Annotated in this window: 11 protein-coding genes and 3 pseudogenes; 7 read left to right on the plus strand and 7 right to left on the minus strand. The window is 70.7% G+C overall.

Annotation, left to right across the window (positions count from 1 at the left end; genetic code table 11):
- The first annotated feature begins 139 nt into the window (after positions 1 to 139).
- Together ACTYVM_RS26380 and ACTYVM_RS26385 are read left to right on the plus strand one after the other, a co-directional pair.
- On the plus strand, positions 140 to 514 hold the full coding sequence (locus ACTYVM_RS26380; RefSeq protein WP_445528349.1) for a VOC family protein: 375 nt from the start codon (positions 140 to 142) through the stop codon (positions 512 to 514).
- Between the two features lie 343 nt (positions 515 to 857).
- On the plus strand, positions 858 to 3,248 hold the full coding sequence (locus tag ACTYVM_RS26385; protein WP_445528350.1) for an ATP-binding cassette domain-containing protein: 2,391 nt from the start codon (positions 858 to 860) through the stop codon (positions 3,246 to 3,248).
- Between the two features lie 198 nt (positions 3,249 to 3,446).
- Here the strand turns inward: ACTYVM_RS26385 and ACTYVM_RS26390 are convergent.
- The 3 genes and pseudogenes from ACTYVM_RS26390 to ACTYVM_RS26400 all read right to left on the minus strand — a co-directional run.
- Positions 3,447 to 3,560: pseudogene (locus ACTYVM_RS26390) on the minus strand (L-lactate permease); the annotation flags it as partial.
- A 15-nt stretch (positions 3,561 to 3,575) separates the two neighbouring features.
- A complete protein-coding gene (locus ACTYVM_RS26395; RefSeq protein ID WP_445528351.1) occupies positions 3,576 to 3,749 on the minus strand; it encodes an NAD(P)(+) transhydrogenase (Re/Si-specific) subunit beta in 174 nt (57 codons plus the stop codon).
- A gap of 257 nt (positions 3,750 to 4,006) precedes the next feature.
- Positions 4,007 to 4,768: an acyl-CoA dehydrogenase family protein gene (locus ACTYVM_RS26400; protein ID WP_445528352.1), complete on the minus strand. Its 762-nt coding sequence runs from the start codon at positions 4,766 to 4,768 to the stop codon at positions 4,007 to 4,009.
- A gap of 231 nt (positions 4,769 to 4,999) precedes the next feature.
- On the opposite strand from ACTYVM_RS26400, the gene frc reads away from it, so the two are divergent.
- Both frc and ACTYVM_RS26410 read left to right on the plus strand, forming a co-directional pair.
- Positions 5,000 to 6,229 (plus strand): formyl-CoA transferase, encoded by a 1,230-nt coding sequence (frc, locus tag ACTYVM_RS26405; RefSeq protein WP_445528353.1) that lies wholly within the window; start codon positions 5,000 to 5,002, stop codon positions 6,227 to 6,229.
- A 3-nt stretch (positions 6,230 to 6,232) separates the two neighbouring features.
- Positions 6,233 to 8,388, plus strand: a pseudogene (locus tag ACTYVM_RS26410) (acetate--CoA ligase family protein).
- Positions 8,389 to 8,514: 126 nt separating this feature from the next.
- Here ACTYVM_RS26410 and ACTYVM_RS26415 read toward each other — a convergent pair.
- Together ACTYVM_RS26415 and ACTYVM_RS26420 are read right to left on the minus strand one after the other, a co-directional pair.
- A pseudogene (locus tag ACTYVM_RS26415) lies at positions 8,515 to 8,878 on the minus strand (transposase); the annotation flags it as partial.
- A gap of 5 nt (positions 8,879 to 8,883) precedes the next feature.
- A complete protein-coding gene (locus ACTYVM_RS26420; protein ID WP_445528354.1) occupies positions 8,884 to 9,585 on the minus strand; it encodes an Lsr2 family DNA-binding protein in 702 nt (233 codons plus the stop codon).
- A gap of 114 nt (positions 9,586 to 9,699) precedes the next feature.
- On the opposite strand from ACTYVM_RS26420, the gene ACTYVM_RS26425 reads away from it, so the two are divergent.
- Positions 9,700 to 10,589 (plus strand): IS5 family transposase gene (locus ACTYVM_RS26425; RefSeq protein WP_445528443.1). Its coding sequence is split into 2 segments (ribosomal slippage): positions 9,700 to 10,048 and positions 10,048 to 10,589, totalling 891 coding nucleotides; the frame shifts between segments, so codons are not numbered across the junction.
- Positions 10,590 to 10,854: 265 nt separating this feature from the next.
- On the opposite strand, the gene ACTYVM_RS26430 is transcribed toward ACTYVM_RS26425, so the two are convergent.
- Complete coding sequence (locus ACTYVM_RS26430; RefSeq protein ID WP_445528355.1) at positions 10,855 to 11,538, minus strand: GntR family transcriptional regulator; 684 nt, start codon at positions 11,536 to 11,538, stop codon at positions 10,855 to 10,857.
- Positions 11,539 to 11,828: 290 nt separating this feature from the next.
- On the opposite strand from ACTYVM_RS26430, the gene ACTYVM_RS26435 reads away from it, so the two are divergent.
- Positions 11,829 to 12,407, plus strand: a complete 579-nt coding sequence (locus tag ACTYVM_RS26435) for a flavodoxin family protein (protein ID WP_445528356.1) — start codon at positions 11,829 to 11,831, stop codon at positions 12,405 to 12,407.
- A gap of 287 nt (positions 12,408 to 12,694) precedes the next feature.
- On the opposite strand, the gene ACTYVM_RS26440 is transcribed toward ACTYVM_RS26435, so the two are convergent.
- On the minus strand, positions 12,695 to 13,063 hold the full coding sequence (locus tag ACTYVM_RS26440) for a hypothetical protein (RefSeq protein ID WP_445528357.1): 369 nt from the start codon (positions 13,061 to 13,063) through the stop codon (positions 12,695 to 12,697).
- 282 nt (positions 13,064 to 13,345) lie between these two features.
- On the opposite strand from ACTYVM_RS26440, the gene oxc reads away from it, so the two are divergent.
- Positions 13,346 to 15,082, plus strand: coding sequence for an oxalyl-CoA decarboxylase (gene oxc, locus ACTYVM_RS26445; protein ID WP_445528358.1), 1,737 nt, complete (start codon positions 13,346 to 13,348; stop codon positions 15,080 to 15,082).
- The last annotated feature ends 133 nt before the right edge of the window (positions 15,083 to 15,215 follow it).

The following is a 15,215-nucleotide window of genomic DNA, read 5'->3' on the forward strand; positions in this document are numbered from 1 at the left end:
TCACGGATGGGCCACCCGGTGGTGGGCTGATCGCACCGCGGGTGCGCAGCAGGCACCCCCTGGGTTCGGCACGCGGACCTTCCCGTGCTCGGCAGCACGACGAATCCGTTTCCATGCCGAACCACAGTCAGGTCAGCGAATGACAGCCACGTTCAACCACACCATCATCGCCTCCAAGGACCGCGAGGAGTCGGCCCGCTTCTTCCGAGAGCTGCTCGAAGTGGGGGCGGCGCCGTCCTGGGGCCCGTTCACCAACATCCGGCTCGCCGACGGCGTGCTGCTCCAGTTCGCGGAGCCGCCGGTCGAGATCCAGATGCAGCACTACGCGTTCCTGGTCGACGACGACCTGTTCGACCGGGCGTATCAGCGGCTGTGCGACCGCGGCATCGAGCACTGGGCCGATCCGCACCTGCAGTGCCCCGGCGAGATCAACCACGAGCACGGCGGCCGAGGGGTCTACTTCAAGGACCCCGCCGGTCACGGGATCGAGCTGATCACCCGCCCCTACCTGTAACCGGGAAAGGGGCCGGTCGGGCACCCGCTGCGGGTGCCCGACCGGCCGGGTCAGGAACCGGACGCCCGGCCGGACGGGTCAGGAATGGAGAAGCGCCGGGCGCCGGGCTGTCGGTAGCGTGGGGCGAGCCGTCGGCGATCACGGGGATGAGCTGCGCGGATGCGCCGACTTCCCGGCTGGGCGGGTGCGCGGGGGCGAAATGCGTGGATAATGCCTTGGTTCTCGCGCGGAGCGCGACCCGGTGGGCGTCGGCAGGACGCACGTCCCGCCGGCCCGGCACCGCCGCTCAGGCGGACATCCACCGTCGCCGCGAAGGCGGCCCAGCCTCACAGATGGAGACACGATGAGCAAGGCCACGAAGGCGGACACCCCGTCGCCCGAGCCGCACGCTGCGGACAGCCACGATCTGATCCGCGTGCACGGCGCGCGCGAGAACAACCTCAAGGACGTCAGCATCGAGATCCCGAAGCGGCGTCTGACGGTGTTCACCGGAGTCTCCGGCTCGGGCAAGAGCTCACTGGTGTTCGACACGATCGCCGCCGAGTCCCAGCGGCTGATCAACGAGACCTACAGCGCCTTCGTGCAGGGCTTCATGCCGACGCTGGCCCGGCCCGAGGTCGACGTCCTCGACGGGCTGACGACCGCGATCATCGTCGACCAGCAGCGGATGGGCGGCGACCCCCGCTCCACGGTCGGCACCGCCACCGACGCCAACGCGATGCTGCGCATCCTCTTCAGCCGGCTCGGGCAGCCGCACATCGGCTCGCCCAAGGCGTTCTCCTTCAACGTGCCCTCGATCAGCGGGGCGGGCGCGGTCACCGTGGAACGCGCCGGGAAGACCGTGAAGGAGCGGCGCAGCTTCAGCATCACCGGCGGCATGTGCCCGCGCTGCGAGGGCCGGGGCACGGTCTCCGACATCGATCTCACCCAGCTCTACGACGACTCCAAGTCGCTCACCGAGGGCGCGCTGACCATCCCCGGCTACAAGCCGGGCGGCTGGAACTACCGGCTCTACAGCGAGTCCGGCTTCTTCGACGCGGACAAGCCGATCCGCGAGTACACCAAGCAGGAACTGCAGGACTTCCTGCACCGCGAGCCGACCAGGATGAAGATCGCGGGCATCAACATGACCTACGAGGGTCTGATCCCGAGGATCCAGAAGTCGATGCTCTCCAAGGACCGGGAGGCGATGCAGCCGCACATCCGGGAGTTCGTGGACCGGGCGATCACCTTCACCGACTGCCCCGAGTGCGGGGGCACCCGGCTCAGCGAGGCGGCACGGTCGTCGCGGATCGGCGGGACCAGCATCGCGGACGCCTGCGCGATGCAGATCAGCGACCTGGCCGCATGGGTCCGCGGCCTGGACGAGCCCTCGATGGCGCCGCTGCTCGCCACGTTGCAGCAGACCCTCGACTCGTTCGTGGAGATCGGCCTCGGCTACCTCTCGCTCGACCGCCCGTCGGGCACGCTGTCGGGCGGCGAGGCGCAGCGCGTGAAGATGATCCGCCACCTCGGCTCCTCGCTCACCGACGTCACCTACGTCTTCGACGAGCCCACCACCGGCCTGCACCCGCACGACATCCAGCGGATGAACGGCCTGCTGCTGCGGCTGCGGGACAAGGGCAACACCGTGCTCGTGGTGGAGCACAAGCCGGAGACCATCGCGATCGCCGACCACGTCGTCGACCTCGGTCCCGGTGCCGGTACGGCGGGCGGCGCCGTCTGCTTCGAGGGCAGCGTCGACGGTCTGCGGGCCAGTGGCACCCTCACCGGCCGCCACCTCGACGACCGGGCCTCCCTCAAGAAGACGGTGCGCACGCCCACCGGCACGCTGGAGATCCGTGGCGCCGACGCGCACAACCTGCGCGGCGTCGACGTCGACATACCGCTGGGGACGCTCGTCGTCGTCACCGGTGTCGCCGGTTCCGGCAAGAGCTCGCTCGTGCACGGGTCGATCCCGGCCGGCGCCGGTGTGGTGTCGGTCGACCAGGGCTCGATCCGCGGCTCCCGGCGCAGCAACCCGGCGACGTACACCGGGCTGCTCGAACCGATCCGCAAGGCCTTCGCCAAGGCCAACGGGGTGAAGCCGGCGCTGTTCAGCGCCAACTCCGAGGGCGCCTGCCCCACGTGCAACGGCGCCGGCGTCATCTACACCGACCTGGCGATGATGGCCGGCGTGGCCACCACGTGCGAGGAGTGCGAGGGGAAGCGGTTCGACGCGTCGGTCCTCGAGTACCACCTCGCCGGCCGTGACATCAGCGAGGTGCTGGCGATGCCGGTGGCGGAGGCCGAGGAGTTCTTCGGCGCCGGGGAGGCCCGCACACCGGCCGCGCACCGCGTCCTCGGCCGGCTCGCCGACGTCGGGCTCGGCTACCTCACCCTGGGACAGCCGCTCACCACCCTGTCCGGCGGCGAGCGGCAGCGGCTCAAGCTGGCCACCCACATGGCCGAGAAGGGCGGCGTCTACGTCCTCGACGAGCCGACCGCCGGTCTGCACCTCGCCGATGTCGAGCACCTGCTCGGCCTGCTCGATCGGCTCGTCGACTCCGGCAAGTCGGTCATCGTCGTCGAGCACCACCAGGCGGTCATGGCGCACGCCGACTGGATCATCGACCTCGGTCCCGGTGCCGGCCACGACGGCGGCCGGGTCGTCTTCGAGGGCACGCCGGCCGACCTCGTCGCCGCCCGCTCCACCCTCACCGCACAGCACCTCGCGACGTACGTCGGCGTCTGACCTCGGTTCGGTTGCCCCGTGGGCGGGTTCGCGCGCGTACGCCGCGACCCGCCCCACGGAGCCGCTCCGGGTGCCGGGTGGTCTCAGGCCCGCGGACGGGAGACGTACCGCAGCGCGGGCGGGATCAGCATGCTCGTGGCGAAGACGGTGAGTCCGGCGACCGACAGGGCCGCCATCCGGTGGGTGAGCGATCACCACCGCGTGGAGCGGACGGGCACCGATGCCGACCAGCAGCGGGGCGCACACCGCGATGGGCACGCCGAAACCGGTGATGCCCTGGAGGAAGGAGGCGAAGACCCAGCCGATCGCCATGACCGGCCGCCCCCGTCACAGGGCCTTGAGTTCCTCGGTGATCTCGGCGACGGAGGACTTCGCGTCGCCGAAGAGCATCGACGTCCTGGCGTCGAAGTACAGCTCGTTCTCAATGCCGGCGAACCCGGGGTTCATCGAGCGCTTGAGCACGATGACCGACCTGGCGTGGTCCACGTTGAGGATCGGCATCCCGTAGACGAGCTGGGGTTCGAGCGGGCGGCCGGGTTGGTGACGTCGTTCGCGCCGATCAGGGCGAGGTTGCCGTCGCGGTCCTCGCCCGCCACGATCCGGTCGATCACCTCGGCCCCCCGTACCGAACCGACGCGGCAGGGCACGGACAACTCCGCAGCATAATCGCCTACTTGCAGTTTGTATACAGTGTTCAGGATCATGGAGCGTTCCGTTCCAGACCCCACGAGACAGCGCTGGACACCCCGAGCCGGTGGCTATGCGTGCACCTCGACCCCGATCGGCCGGGCGACCGCCGCACCCGGGGCCGGCAGTGCGGCCAGCCACGGCAGCACCGTGTCCAGCATGGTGTTGATCCCGGCGCCGCTCAGCCCGAGCATCGCGCCCGCCGGCACCAGGACGGGGTCGGCGCGGACCGTGGACGAGGCGCTGCCGCGCGGGCCCTCCCCGTCCGGCCGTGCGGGCGCGAACAGCCCGGGGGCGTCGGCCGGCGCCAGCCAGAGGGTCAGCCCGTCGCACCCGTCGCACCCGTCGGCCGGACGCGAGGACCACACGTAGCTGTCGACCTCCCCCGCCGCGGCCACGTGGCGCTTCCGGGCGCGCAGCGCCACCACGTCCCCCGTGCGCGTCGCCGTCGAGGGCGGGCCGGAGGGCGTGCCGCGCCCACCGGACTCGACGGCCTCCGCCAGGGCGAGGGTGCTCAGGTGGTGCCCGGTGGCGATCCTCCGGCGCACCCAGTGGATGCCGTGGGCCTCGATGACCGCGACGGCCGCGTAGTGGGACCTGAGCACGGCACCGGTGGCCGGGCAGGCCCGGGACACCTCGGCCACCACCTCGGCGGCCTCCGCCAGGCCGAGGCCCTGGCCGCCGAGGTCGGCGGAGACGGTGAGCGCCAGCAGCCCGCAGCGCCCCAGCGCGGCAACCGAGGCCCGGGGGAACGCGCCGTGCGTGCGGACCCGTTCGGCCCCGGGCTCGACGACGCTGCTCATGACGCGGGTAAGAGCGGTGCGGTACGACATGGGGCGGCCCCTTGAAGTCACTTCCCACGCAGATTGCATACAGTATGCTCTCGGCCGGAGGGGTCGACCACCCCCGAGTGCGCGAATCCGCGGCCCGGGCGAAATCACGCGCAGGCGACTGGACAGGCGCCACCCGATCGGCCGATGATTGCATACAGTATTCGTTGCCTGTATGCAGGAGATGTTCGTACGGCCAGACGCACCCATCCGTGTACAAGTGAGGTGATCCCCATGACCAGGGCTCTTGAGGGCGTGCGCGTCCTCGACATGACACACGTCCAGTCAGGCCCCTCCGCCACCCAGTTGCTCGCCTGGCTCGGTGCGGACGTCGTCAAGCTGGAGGCGCCGACCGGCGACATCACCCGCAGGCAGCTGCGAGACCTCCCCGACGCCGACTCCCTCTACTTCACGATGCTCAACTGCAACAAGCGGAGCATCACCCTCAACACCAAGACCGACCGCGGCAAGGAACTCCTCACCGAGCTGATCCGCCGCTCCGACGTGATGGTCGAGAACTTCGGACCGGGCGCCGTGGACCGGATGGGCTTCACCTGGGACCGCATCCAGGAGATCAACCCACGGATCGTCTACGCCTCCATCAAGGGGTTCGGCGAGGGCCCGTACACCACCTTCAAGGCGTACGAGGTCGTCGCCCAGGCCACGGGCGGCTCGATGGCGACCACGGGCTTCGAGGACGGGCCGCCGACGGCCACCGGCGCGCAGATCGGCGACTCGGGAACCGGGGTCCACCTGGTGGCCGGCGTCCTCGCGGCGCTCCTCCAGCGCGAACGCACCGGGCGGGGCCAGCGGGTCAACGTGGCCATGCAGCACGCGGTGCTCAACCTCTGCCGGGTGAAACTGCGCGACCAGCAGCGCCTGGCGCACGGCCCGCTCGCCGAGTACCCGAACGAGGACTTCGGCGAGGACGTGCCGCGCTCGGGGAACGCCTCCGGCGGCGGCCAGCCCGGCTGGGCGGTCAAGTGCGCGCCGGGCGGCCCCAACGACTACGTGTACATCGTGGTGCAGCCGCCCGGCTGGAAGCCCATCACCGAGCTGATCAACCGCCCCGAGCTGGCCGAGGACCCCGAGTGGGCCAGCCCCGAGGCCCGGCTGCCGAAGCTGGACAAGATGTTCCAGCTGATCGAGGAGTGGAGCAGCACCCTGCCCAAGTGGGAGGTGCTGGAGGCCCTCAACAGCCACGGCATCCCGTGCGGCCCGGTCCTGTCCACCAAGGAGATCATCGAGGACGAGTCGCTCGCCGCCAACGAGATGATCGTCCCGGTCGAGCACCCCGAGCGCGGCACCTTCAGGACCGTCGGCTCGCCGCTGAAGCTGTCCGACTCCCCCGTCACCATCACCGGCTCCCCGCTGCTCGGCGAGCACAACCAAGAGGTCTACGCCGGCGAACTGGGCCTCGACGACGAGGAACTGAAGCTCCTCAAGGCGAACGGAGTGATCTGAGCGATGCCCCTGAACCATGCCTCAGCCGACCGCGACACCGTGGCGAAGGCGCTCGCCGCCGTGCGTGCCGAGGGCCGCAGCGCCCTGACCGCGCCCGAGGGCAAGCGGATCGCCGACGCGTACGGCATCGCCCCCCCGGCGAGGCCCTGGCTCACGACGCGGACGAGGCGGTGGCCCACGCCGGCGCCTTCGACGGGCCGGTCGTCCTGAAGATCGTCTCCCCCGACATCCTCCACAAGACCGACGCCGGCGGGGTGGTCGTCGGTCTGCACACGGCGCAGGAGGTGCGTGCGGCGTTCGAGCGGATCGTCCGCAACGCCAAGGCGTACGACCCGAAGGCCCGGATCACCGGTGTGCAGGTGCAGCAGATGCTGCCGCCGGGCCAGGAGGTCATCATCGGGGCGGTCACCGACCCCACCTTCGGCAAGGTCGTCGCCTTCGGCCTGGGCGGGGTGCTGGTCGAGGTGCTCAAGGACGTCACCTTCCGGCTGGCGCCGGTCGCCGAGGACGAGGCCGCCTCCATGCTGGACTCGATCGGGGCGGCCGAGATCCTGCGCGGCGTGCGCGGCGCGGCCGCGGTGGACCGCCGGGCGCTGGCCGAGCAGATCCGCAGGGTCTCCCAACTGGTCACGGACTTCCCGGAGATCGCCGAGGTGGACCTCAACCCGGTGATCGCCACGCCCGAGGGGGCGCTCGCGGCCGACATCCGCGTGATCCTCGCCGAGAACGCGCCGGCCCCGCGGCCCGGTTACAGCCGTAAGGAGATCCTGACGGCGATGACACGGCTGATGCAGCCGCGGTCGGTGGCGGTGATCGGCGCGTCCGCCGAGGTCGGCAACATCGGCAACTCGGTGATGCGCAACCTCGTCGACGGCGGGTTCGCGGGCGACATCCACCCGGTCAACCCGAAGGCCGACGAGATCGCGGGCCGCAAGGCCCAGGCCTCCGTCCTGGACATCCCGGGCGAGGTGGACGTGGCCGTCTTCGCGATCCCGGCGAAGTTCGTGCCCGCCGCGCTGGAGGAGGTCGGCGCCAAGGGCATCCCCAACGCCGTCCTGATTCCGTCCGGGTTCGCCGAGACCGGCGAGCACGAACTCCAGGAGCGGATCGTCGCCATCGCCCGGGAGCACGGCGTACGGCTGCTGGGACCGAACATCTACGGCTACTACTCGCCGTGGCAGGACCTGTGCGCCACGTTCTGCACGCCGTACGACGTCAAGGGCCCGGTCGCGCTGACCTCCCAGTCCGGCGGCATCGGCATGGCGATCCTCGGCTTCGCCCGCACCACCAAGACCGGTGTCTCCGCGATCGTGGGTCTCGGCAACAAGTCGGACATCGACGAGGACGACCTGCTCACCTACTTCGGCGAGGACTCGAACACCAAGTGCATCGCGATGCACCTGGAGGACCTCAAGGACGGCAGGGCGTTCGTCGAGGCCGCCCGCGAGACCGTGCCGAAGAAGCCGATCGTGGTGCTCAAGGCCGGGCGCACCTCGGCCGGGGCGAAGGCCGCCGGCTCCCACACCGGGGCCCTGGCGGGCGACGACGCCGTCTACGACGACATCCTGCGGCAGGCCGGCGTCATCCGCGCGCCGGGCCTGAACGAGATGCTCGAGTACGCGCGGACGCTGCCCGTCCTGCCCACCCCGCAGGGGGAGAACGTCGTCATCATCACCGGCGCGGGCGGCTCCGGCGTGCTGCTCTCCGACGCCTGCGTGGACAACGGGCTGAAGCTGATGGAGATCCCGGACGACCTCGACGAGGCGTTCATGCGCTACATCCCGCCGTTCGGCGCGGCCGGGAACCCGATCGACATCACCGGCGGCGAGCCGCCCTCCACCTACGAGGCGACGATCCGCCTCGGCCTGGAGGACCCGCGGGTGCACGCCCTGATCCTCGGTTACTGGCACACCATCGTCACGCCGCCGATGGTCTTCGCCGAACTGACCGCGCGCGTGGTCGCCGAGGCACGGGCCAAGGGGATCCACAAGCCGGTGGTGGCCTCACTCGCCGGGGACACCGAAGTGGAGGCGGCCAGCGCCCACCTCTTCGAACACGGCGTCGTCGCCTACCCCTACACCACCGAACAGCCGGTGGCCGCTCTGGGCGCCAAGTACCGCTGGGCCAGGGCCGCCGGACTGCTTCCGGCCGACGGGTGATCGCACGGCGGTCCGCGGGTTGACCCGACGGCCTCTCGACAGGCCTTCGACGGGGCTTTCCACGGTCAGGGGGCGCCCCCTTCACGGTGGCGCCCCCTGACCGTTGCCGCCGGGCGATGCGGGCTCCTAAGGCGTGTCTGACAAATGATCACCTGGCTGGTTCTCTGAGCCAGAGGATCAGGGAGGCCAGGATGATTCCGGCTCGGTAGCGGTCGGCGAGTTTGTCGAAGCGGGTCGCGATCGCGCGGAACTGCTTGAGGTGGGCAAAGCATCGTTCGACCACGTTGCGATCGCGATAGATCTCTTTGTCGAAGGCAGGCGGGCGGCCTCCCAGGCGTCCACGCCGTCGGCGGTTGGCCGCCTGGTCGCGGCGCTCGGGGATCGTGGCGGCAATGCCCCGGGCCTGCGGGAGGGCCCCGGCCATCATCGGGCTGGGCGCCACCGTCGCCGTCACGGGCCGTGCCGACGGCCGTTGACGGCGGCCGGATCCGGTGGTCACCTCCGTGAGACCTCGTACGCCTCACGGATGCTCGAGGGGACCCGCCCGCGGTCGTTCACGACCATGCCGTGGGCGCGGGCCCAGCGGCGTACCGCCTCGTCCTCCGGCCGGGGCTCGTCGCGCTTGAGGGGCCGCGCGGGCGCGCCGGGGCCGCTCCAGTCCCCGGTGGAGACTCCCTCCAGCAGGTCCGCCGCCTGATGAAAGAAGGCGGACAGCGAGGCGTACACCCCTTCCTCCGGCACGCACGCCTCGGCCCACGTTCCGATCGTCCCCTCGGCCGTGTCCAGGAACGTCCCGTAGAGGCCGTCGCGCTCGGCGGCAATCGGCAGCCACTCCTGGCGCCAGAGCGGGCAGTCGGGGTCTTCGGACGGTTCCATCCGCTCCATGTCCAGCTGGTGGAGGTAAACCCGCTGAATGTCCTCCAGGCCGAGCAGGAGGTGCCCACCGGGAACGGGCACGTCGCACCCCCGTTCCACCAGGGTTTCCCGGGGATCGGTGCGCTCGTCGGCGTCCACGTCGTTCGCCAGGAGCCACTGCCACAGATCCGCCGGCAGTTCCAGCCCCATGCGCTGTTCGGCCCGCCTGATGGCCTCCGGGCTTCCGGGACCGCCGAGGGCGGCGAAGACCCCGGGGTCGTTCCGCTTGAGCCATGTGGCCACCCGGGCCCACGCCTCCCGTACGTCTCCTGCCTCACGCATCGGAGTTCCCTTCGGGTGCGACGGCCGTTGAACACACATGGGAGAACCGTAGGCGTGGCCACTGACAAGGACGCTCGACCCGGGGATCCCAGGGTCCGTCCGATAATTGATCTTGTGGCAGGTCGAGGCGAGTTGACGGACGCGGTGTGGGAGCGGATAGAGCCCCTGTTGCCGCAGGTGGACGGGCGTGGCCGTCCGTGGCGTGATCACCGGCAGGTGGTCAACGGCGTGCCGTGGCGGCTGCGGACCGGGGCTCCGTGGCGCGATCTCCCGGAGCGGTACGGGCCGTGGCAGACCGTTTACGAGCGGTTCGCCCGCTGGGAGGCGGACGGCACGTGGACGACGCTGCTGGAACACGTCTGGGTCCGCGACGACTCGGTAGGCCAAGTCGAGTGGACCGTCGCCGTCGACTCCACGATCAACCGGGCCCACCAGCACGCAGCCGGCGCCCGCAAAAAGGGGCCACAGACGGGGACGAACTGGAAGATCCGGGCCGCTCTCAGACGCGCCAGGCCCTCGGCCGGTCCCGCGGCGGACTGACCACCAAGGTCCACCTCGCCGTCGACGGCCGCGGCCTGCCTCTGTCGATCGTGCTCACCCCGGGCAACATCAACGACGCCACCGCGTTCGGCCAGGTCCTCGACGGGATCCGCGTCCCGCGCTCCGCCACGGGCCGCCCGCGCACGACACCGGAGCGGGTGCTGGGCGACAAGGCCTACTCCAGCCGGGCAATCCGTCACCTGCTGCGGCGCCGGGGCATTGCCGCCACGATCCCCGAGCGCCGCGACCAGGCGGCCAACCGCCGACGGCGTGGACGCCTGGGAGGCCGCCCGCCTGCCTTCGACAAAGAGATCTATCGCGATCGCAACGTGGTCGAACGATGCTTTGCCCACCTCAAGCAGTTCCGCGCGATCGCGACCCGCTTCGACAAACTCGCCGACCGCTACCGAGCCGGAATCATCCTGGCCTCCCTGATCCTCTGGCTCAGAGAACCAGCCAGGTGATCATTTGTCAGACACGCCTTAGTGCCGCGGCGGGCAACGTTTGCCCGTCAAGGAGCGGCGTCCGGTGCGTGCTCTGGGGGTCCCCCCTGCTCGAAGAGCTTGGGGGAGTGCCGGCCGGAAGTCCTCGTACTGGATGTACTCGGGCTTTCGGCCGGTGCGGCGAGTGGGGGTCCCCCCTGCTCGAAGAGCTTGGGGGAGTGCCGGGCGTCGCGACGGGGCAAACGTTGCCTGTCGCGGCACTAGTTCGCGTCCGCACCGCCCGGTGTCACTCCTCGGAGCCGGCGTGCTCGTGGTAGGTGACGCGGGTCTGCTCCGTGTGCGCCCGCATCAACCGCTGCGCGCGCTGCTCGTCACCCGCCTCGATCGCGTCGATCAACTCGCGGTGCTCGCGCCAGGAGTGCTCGCCGCGGGTCCGCGCGATCGGCGTGTAGAACCAGCGCATCCGGCGGTCCACCTGCGCGGACAGTTCGGCGAGCACGGAGTTCGCCGCGAGTTCCATGACGTACGCGTGGAAGGCCGCGTTGGCGGCGACCACCGCGTCGATGTCGTCGGCCCCCAGGGCCCGCTCGCCCTCCTCGCACAGCTCGCGCAACCGCGCCGGCGCCTCGCCTCCGGCACCGGCCGCCGCCAGCCGCGCCGCCTCGGCCTCCAGCAGGCCGCGTACGACGAGCAGTTGGTCGGCCTCGTCCTCGGTGGGCTCGTGCACGAACGCGCCCTGGGCCGGGCGCAGGTCGACCCATCCCTCGGTGTTGAGCCGCTGGAGCGCCTCGCGCACGGGCTGGCGGGAGACGCCGAGCTGCCCGGCGAGTTCGGTCTCGACCAGGTGCTGACCGGGCTTGAGCACTCTGGTGATGATGAGTTCGAGGAGGGCCTCGTAGACCCGCTCACGCAGCGGACCCGGCCGCTCCAGCTTCGGTACGGTTCCGCTCGGCAAACCCGCGGACAGCATGGCTTCCATCCCCTGATCAGCGGCCCGACCGAGCCTGGGAGTGAGATTGACTTTCGTCTACAGTCTACCGACGCACCACCACTCACAGGACACACACGGACTGTGACCCAGTTCACATCGACCGGTGTCCCGTGCGCGCCTGCCTCCGGGTCACCGGAGCGGAGGCCTCCCTGGCTCCCCGCTCAAGGCGGGCACGGCATGGGCGGTCCGCCGCGGTGGCCCCGGCGGAAATACCGCGGAGCCGGGTGAGGTTGAGGGTGGCGGCATCGACCGCGACGACTGGAGCTCACGTGACCCGTTCGTTCCTCTTCCTCCTCGCCGGCGCCCGACCGGACGGCAACACCGAGCTACTGGCCCGGGCCGCGGCGGAGCAGCTGCCGAGCGGCACCGAACAGCGCTGGCTGGACCTGGCCCGACTGCCCTTGGCCGACTACGTCGACGCCCGGCACTCCGACGTGCCCTGGCCGCAGCAGGAGAACGAGGAACTGCTGCGGCAGGCGACACTCGCCGCCACCGACATCGTGATCGCCTCCCCGTTGTACTGGTACTCGATGTCGTCGTACGCCAAGCGCTACTTCGACTACTGGTCGAAGTGGCTGACCACCCCGGACCCGGGCTTCAGGACGACGATGCGCGGACGCACCCTGTGGGGCGTGACGGCGATGGCGCACCGCGAAGAGGTGGTCGCCCAGCCGCTGGTCCACACACTGCACCACACCGCCGCTTACATGGGCATGCACTTCGGCGGCGTGCTGCTGGGCAACGGCTCCCGGCCGGGGCAAGTACGCGCCGACGAGCGAGCGGCCATGCGCGCCAAGACGTTCTTCGCCCAGGAAGCGTCACTCGCCCGCTTCCCCTTCGAAGGGTGACAGATCCACCCGCCCTGGGCGCGGACGGGAACGGCCCGCCCAAGACGCCACGCGTTGTCGCCCCACTCCTGCGGACGACTCGGCCTTGAGCAGACCCGCGCCAATGATCAAGGCGGCCACCGTGAATCCGGCGGCGGCCAGGAAGGCCACGTGGTAGCCGCCGACCAGCGATTCCGCCTCGGTCTTTCCCTGACGAGCTCGTGCACGGTTGGCGGTGAGGCACCCAACCGCAGCCCGAAATCGATGCGGTCGAAGGGGCCGGCAGGCCGTGCCGCCGGCCCCTTCCGTCATGCCGCGAGGGCGCTCCGCAGTGGGCGGCGCGGTGCGGCCGGGGTGTCCGCGGGGCCGACGCGGTAGGTGGTCCTGGTGGAGTCGACGAGGGGCTCGCCGAGCGTGATCCGTCCGCTGGAGTGCAGCATGTCGCACAGGTCGGTGGGCAGCGCGACGTAGCAGCTTCCCCGGCCGGTGCGGGGGTCGAACGGCTGCCAGTAGCTGTACCTGCGACGTCCGCCCGCGTGCACGGTGAGGAACACCAGCGTGCCCGGGTCGGAGATGATGCGCAGAAGGTCAGCACCCGTGGGGATGAGGTGGGCGGCACCGGCACGGCTGTGGTGGTGCAGGACGACGGCGTGGGCCGGGCCGGGTATGGACTGCATCAGCGGTGGCCTTCCTCGAGGCTGGGACTGAAGATCACTTACCCAGCTCGGGCGATGTTGATCTCTCTTTCCCGCGGCATTTTCCAGCATGTCACTGACAATGCGGCGGCGACACGCCGCACCGACGCCCGGTCGGCCACGGTGCGCGATCACACGACGGCCCCCGAAGGACGCGGGCCGGGAACGCCCCACCCCGCGAATCCTTGCCAGTGCCTCTCAGCTCGGGGATACTGAATACAGTATTCCAGAAGCCATTCGTGACGTCCAGGAAGGATCCCGACCATGACCAACGCTTCCGTGCCGGAAACAGGGCTGGGGGACGCTGACGATCCGGCCGCTCTCACCGACGGGATCCACCTGGTCATCGAGGCGCTCAGGCGCAACGGCGTCAAGAACGTCTACGGCGTCGTCGGCATCCCGATCACCGACCTGGCGCGCGTCGCACAGGCATCGGGCATGCGCTACATCGGCTTCCGCCACGAGAGCGACGCCGGACACGCGGCGGCGGCGGCCGGGTTCCTCACGAAGAGGCCGGGCATCTGCCTGACGGTCTCCGCCCCTGGCTTCCTCAACGGACTCGTGGCCCTCGCCAACGCCACCACGAACTGCTTCCCCATGGTCCAGATCTCCGGGTCCAGCGAGCGGCACCTCGTGGACCTCCAGCGGGGCGACTACGAGGAGATGGACCAGCTGGCGGCGGCGAAACCCTTCGTCAAGGCGGCCTACCGGGTCCACCGGGCCGAGGACATCGGCCGCGGGGTGGCGCGCGCGATCCGCACCGCGGTCTCCGGACGCCCCGGAGGGGTCTATCTGGACATCCCGGCCGCGGTGCTCGGAGAGGTCATCGACAAGGAGCAGGGTGCGGCGTCGCTGTGGGAGGTCGTCGACCCCGCTCCGCGTCAGCTGCCCGAACCCGCCGCCGTGGACCGCGCGATCGACCTGCTCGCCGGCGCGGAGCGGCCCCTGGTCGTCCTCGGCAAGGGCGCGGCGTACGCGCAGGCGGACGACCAGATCCGGGAGTTCGTCGAGACGACCGGCGTGCCATATCTGCCCATGTCGATGGCCAAGGGCCTGCTGCCCGACGACCATCCGCAGTCGGCGGCCACCGCCCGCTCACTGGCCCTGCGCAGGGCGGACGTCGTGATGCTCGTCGGCGCGCGCCTGAACTGGCTGCTCGGTCACGGCGAGGCACCGCAGTGGGACCCGTCCGCCACGTTCATCCAGGTGGACATCGCGGCCACGGAAATGGACAGCAACCAGCCCATCGCGGCCCCGCTCGTCGGCGACGTCGCGTCGGTGATGGAGGCCCTGGTCGAGCGGAGCAAGCCCGGCCGGATCCCGGCCGCGCAGGAGTGGCGGGAGGAACTCGCGGCACGCTCCGCGCAGAACGCGGTCAAGATGGCCAAGCGCCTTCAGGCCGCGAAGACCGCGCACCCGATGAAGTTCCTCGGCGCGCTCCAGGCGATCCGCGACGTCCTCGGGGACCACCCCCGTGCCTACGTCGTCAACGAGGGTGCCAACGCGCTCGACCTCGCGCGGAACACGATCGGCATGCGGACACCGCGCCACCGGCTGGACAGCGGTACCTGGGGTGTCATGGGCATCGGCATGGGCTACGCCATCGCCGCCGCCGTCGAGACCGGAGACCCCGTGGTCGCCATCGAGGGCGACAGCGCCTTCGGGTTCAGCGGCATGGAGATCGAGGCCGTCTGCCGCTACAACCTGCCCGTCGTCACCGTCGTCCTCAACAACAGCGGCGTCTACCGCGGCGACGAGGCCTCCACCTCCGCTGACCCGGCGCCCACCGCCCTCAAGGCCCGCCACGACCTCATGATCCAGGCGTTCGGCGGCAAGGGCTACCAGGCGACGACACCCGACGAGGTCGCCACCGCCCTGCGGGAGGCCCTGGCCTCGGGCGCCCCGGCGCTCATCGACTGCGTGATCGACCCCTCGGACGGGACCGAGAGCGGCAACATCGCCCACCTCAACCCCAAGGGCATCACCGTCCAGCGACCCTGAAGGAACGCCGCCGCACCCCGGTGCCGACCCGCACCCCGGCGGGTCGGCAGGGGGATCCTCGGCCCGACTGTCTCGCGACCAATCGCCGGATCACGAGCGGAGCCGGAATCGGCACCCGTGCCTGCGCCTGCGC

The sequence above is a fragment of the Streptomyces cyslabdanicus genome (genome assembly GCF_052663305.1).

Coding starts and splice junctions, on each gene's coding strand:
- ACTYVM_RS26385 (WP_445528350.1), top strand. CDS start 858: ATGAGCAAGGCCACGAAGGCGGACACCCCGTCGCCCGAGCCGCACGCT.
- ACTYVM_RS26380 (WP_445528349.1), top strand. CDS start 140: ATGACAGCCACGTTCAACCACACCATCATCGCCTCCAAGGACCGCGAG.
- oxc (WP_445528358.1), top strand. CDS start 13,346: ATGACCAACGCTTCCGTGCCGGAAACAGGGCTGGGGGACGCTGACGAT.
- frc (WP_445528353.1), top strand. CDS start 5,000: ATGACCAGGGCTCTTGAGGGCGTGCGCGTCCTCGACATGACACACGTC.
- ACTYVM_RS26420 (WP_445528354.1), bottom strand. CDS start 9,585: ATGCGTGAGGCAGGAGACGTACGGGAGGCGTGGGCCCGGGTGGCCACA.
- ACTYVM_RS26440 (WP_445528357.1), bottom strand. CDS start 13,063: ATGCAGTCCATACCCGGCCCGGCCCACGCCGTCGTCCTGCACCACCAC.
- ACTYVM_RS26395 (WP_445528351.1), bottom strand. CDS start 3,749: ATGCCGATCCTCAACGTGGACCACGCCAGGTCGGTCATCGTGCTCAAG.
- ACTYVM_RS26400 (WP_445528352.1), bottom strand. CDS start 4,768: ATGTCGTACCGCACCGCTCTTACCCGCGTCATGAGCAGCGTCGTCGAG.
- ACTYVM_RS26430 (WP_445528355.1), bottom strand. CDS start 11,538: ATGCTGTCCGCGGGTTTGCCGAGCGGAACCGTACCGAAGCTGGAGCGG.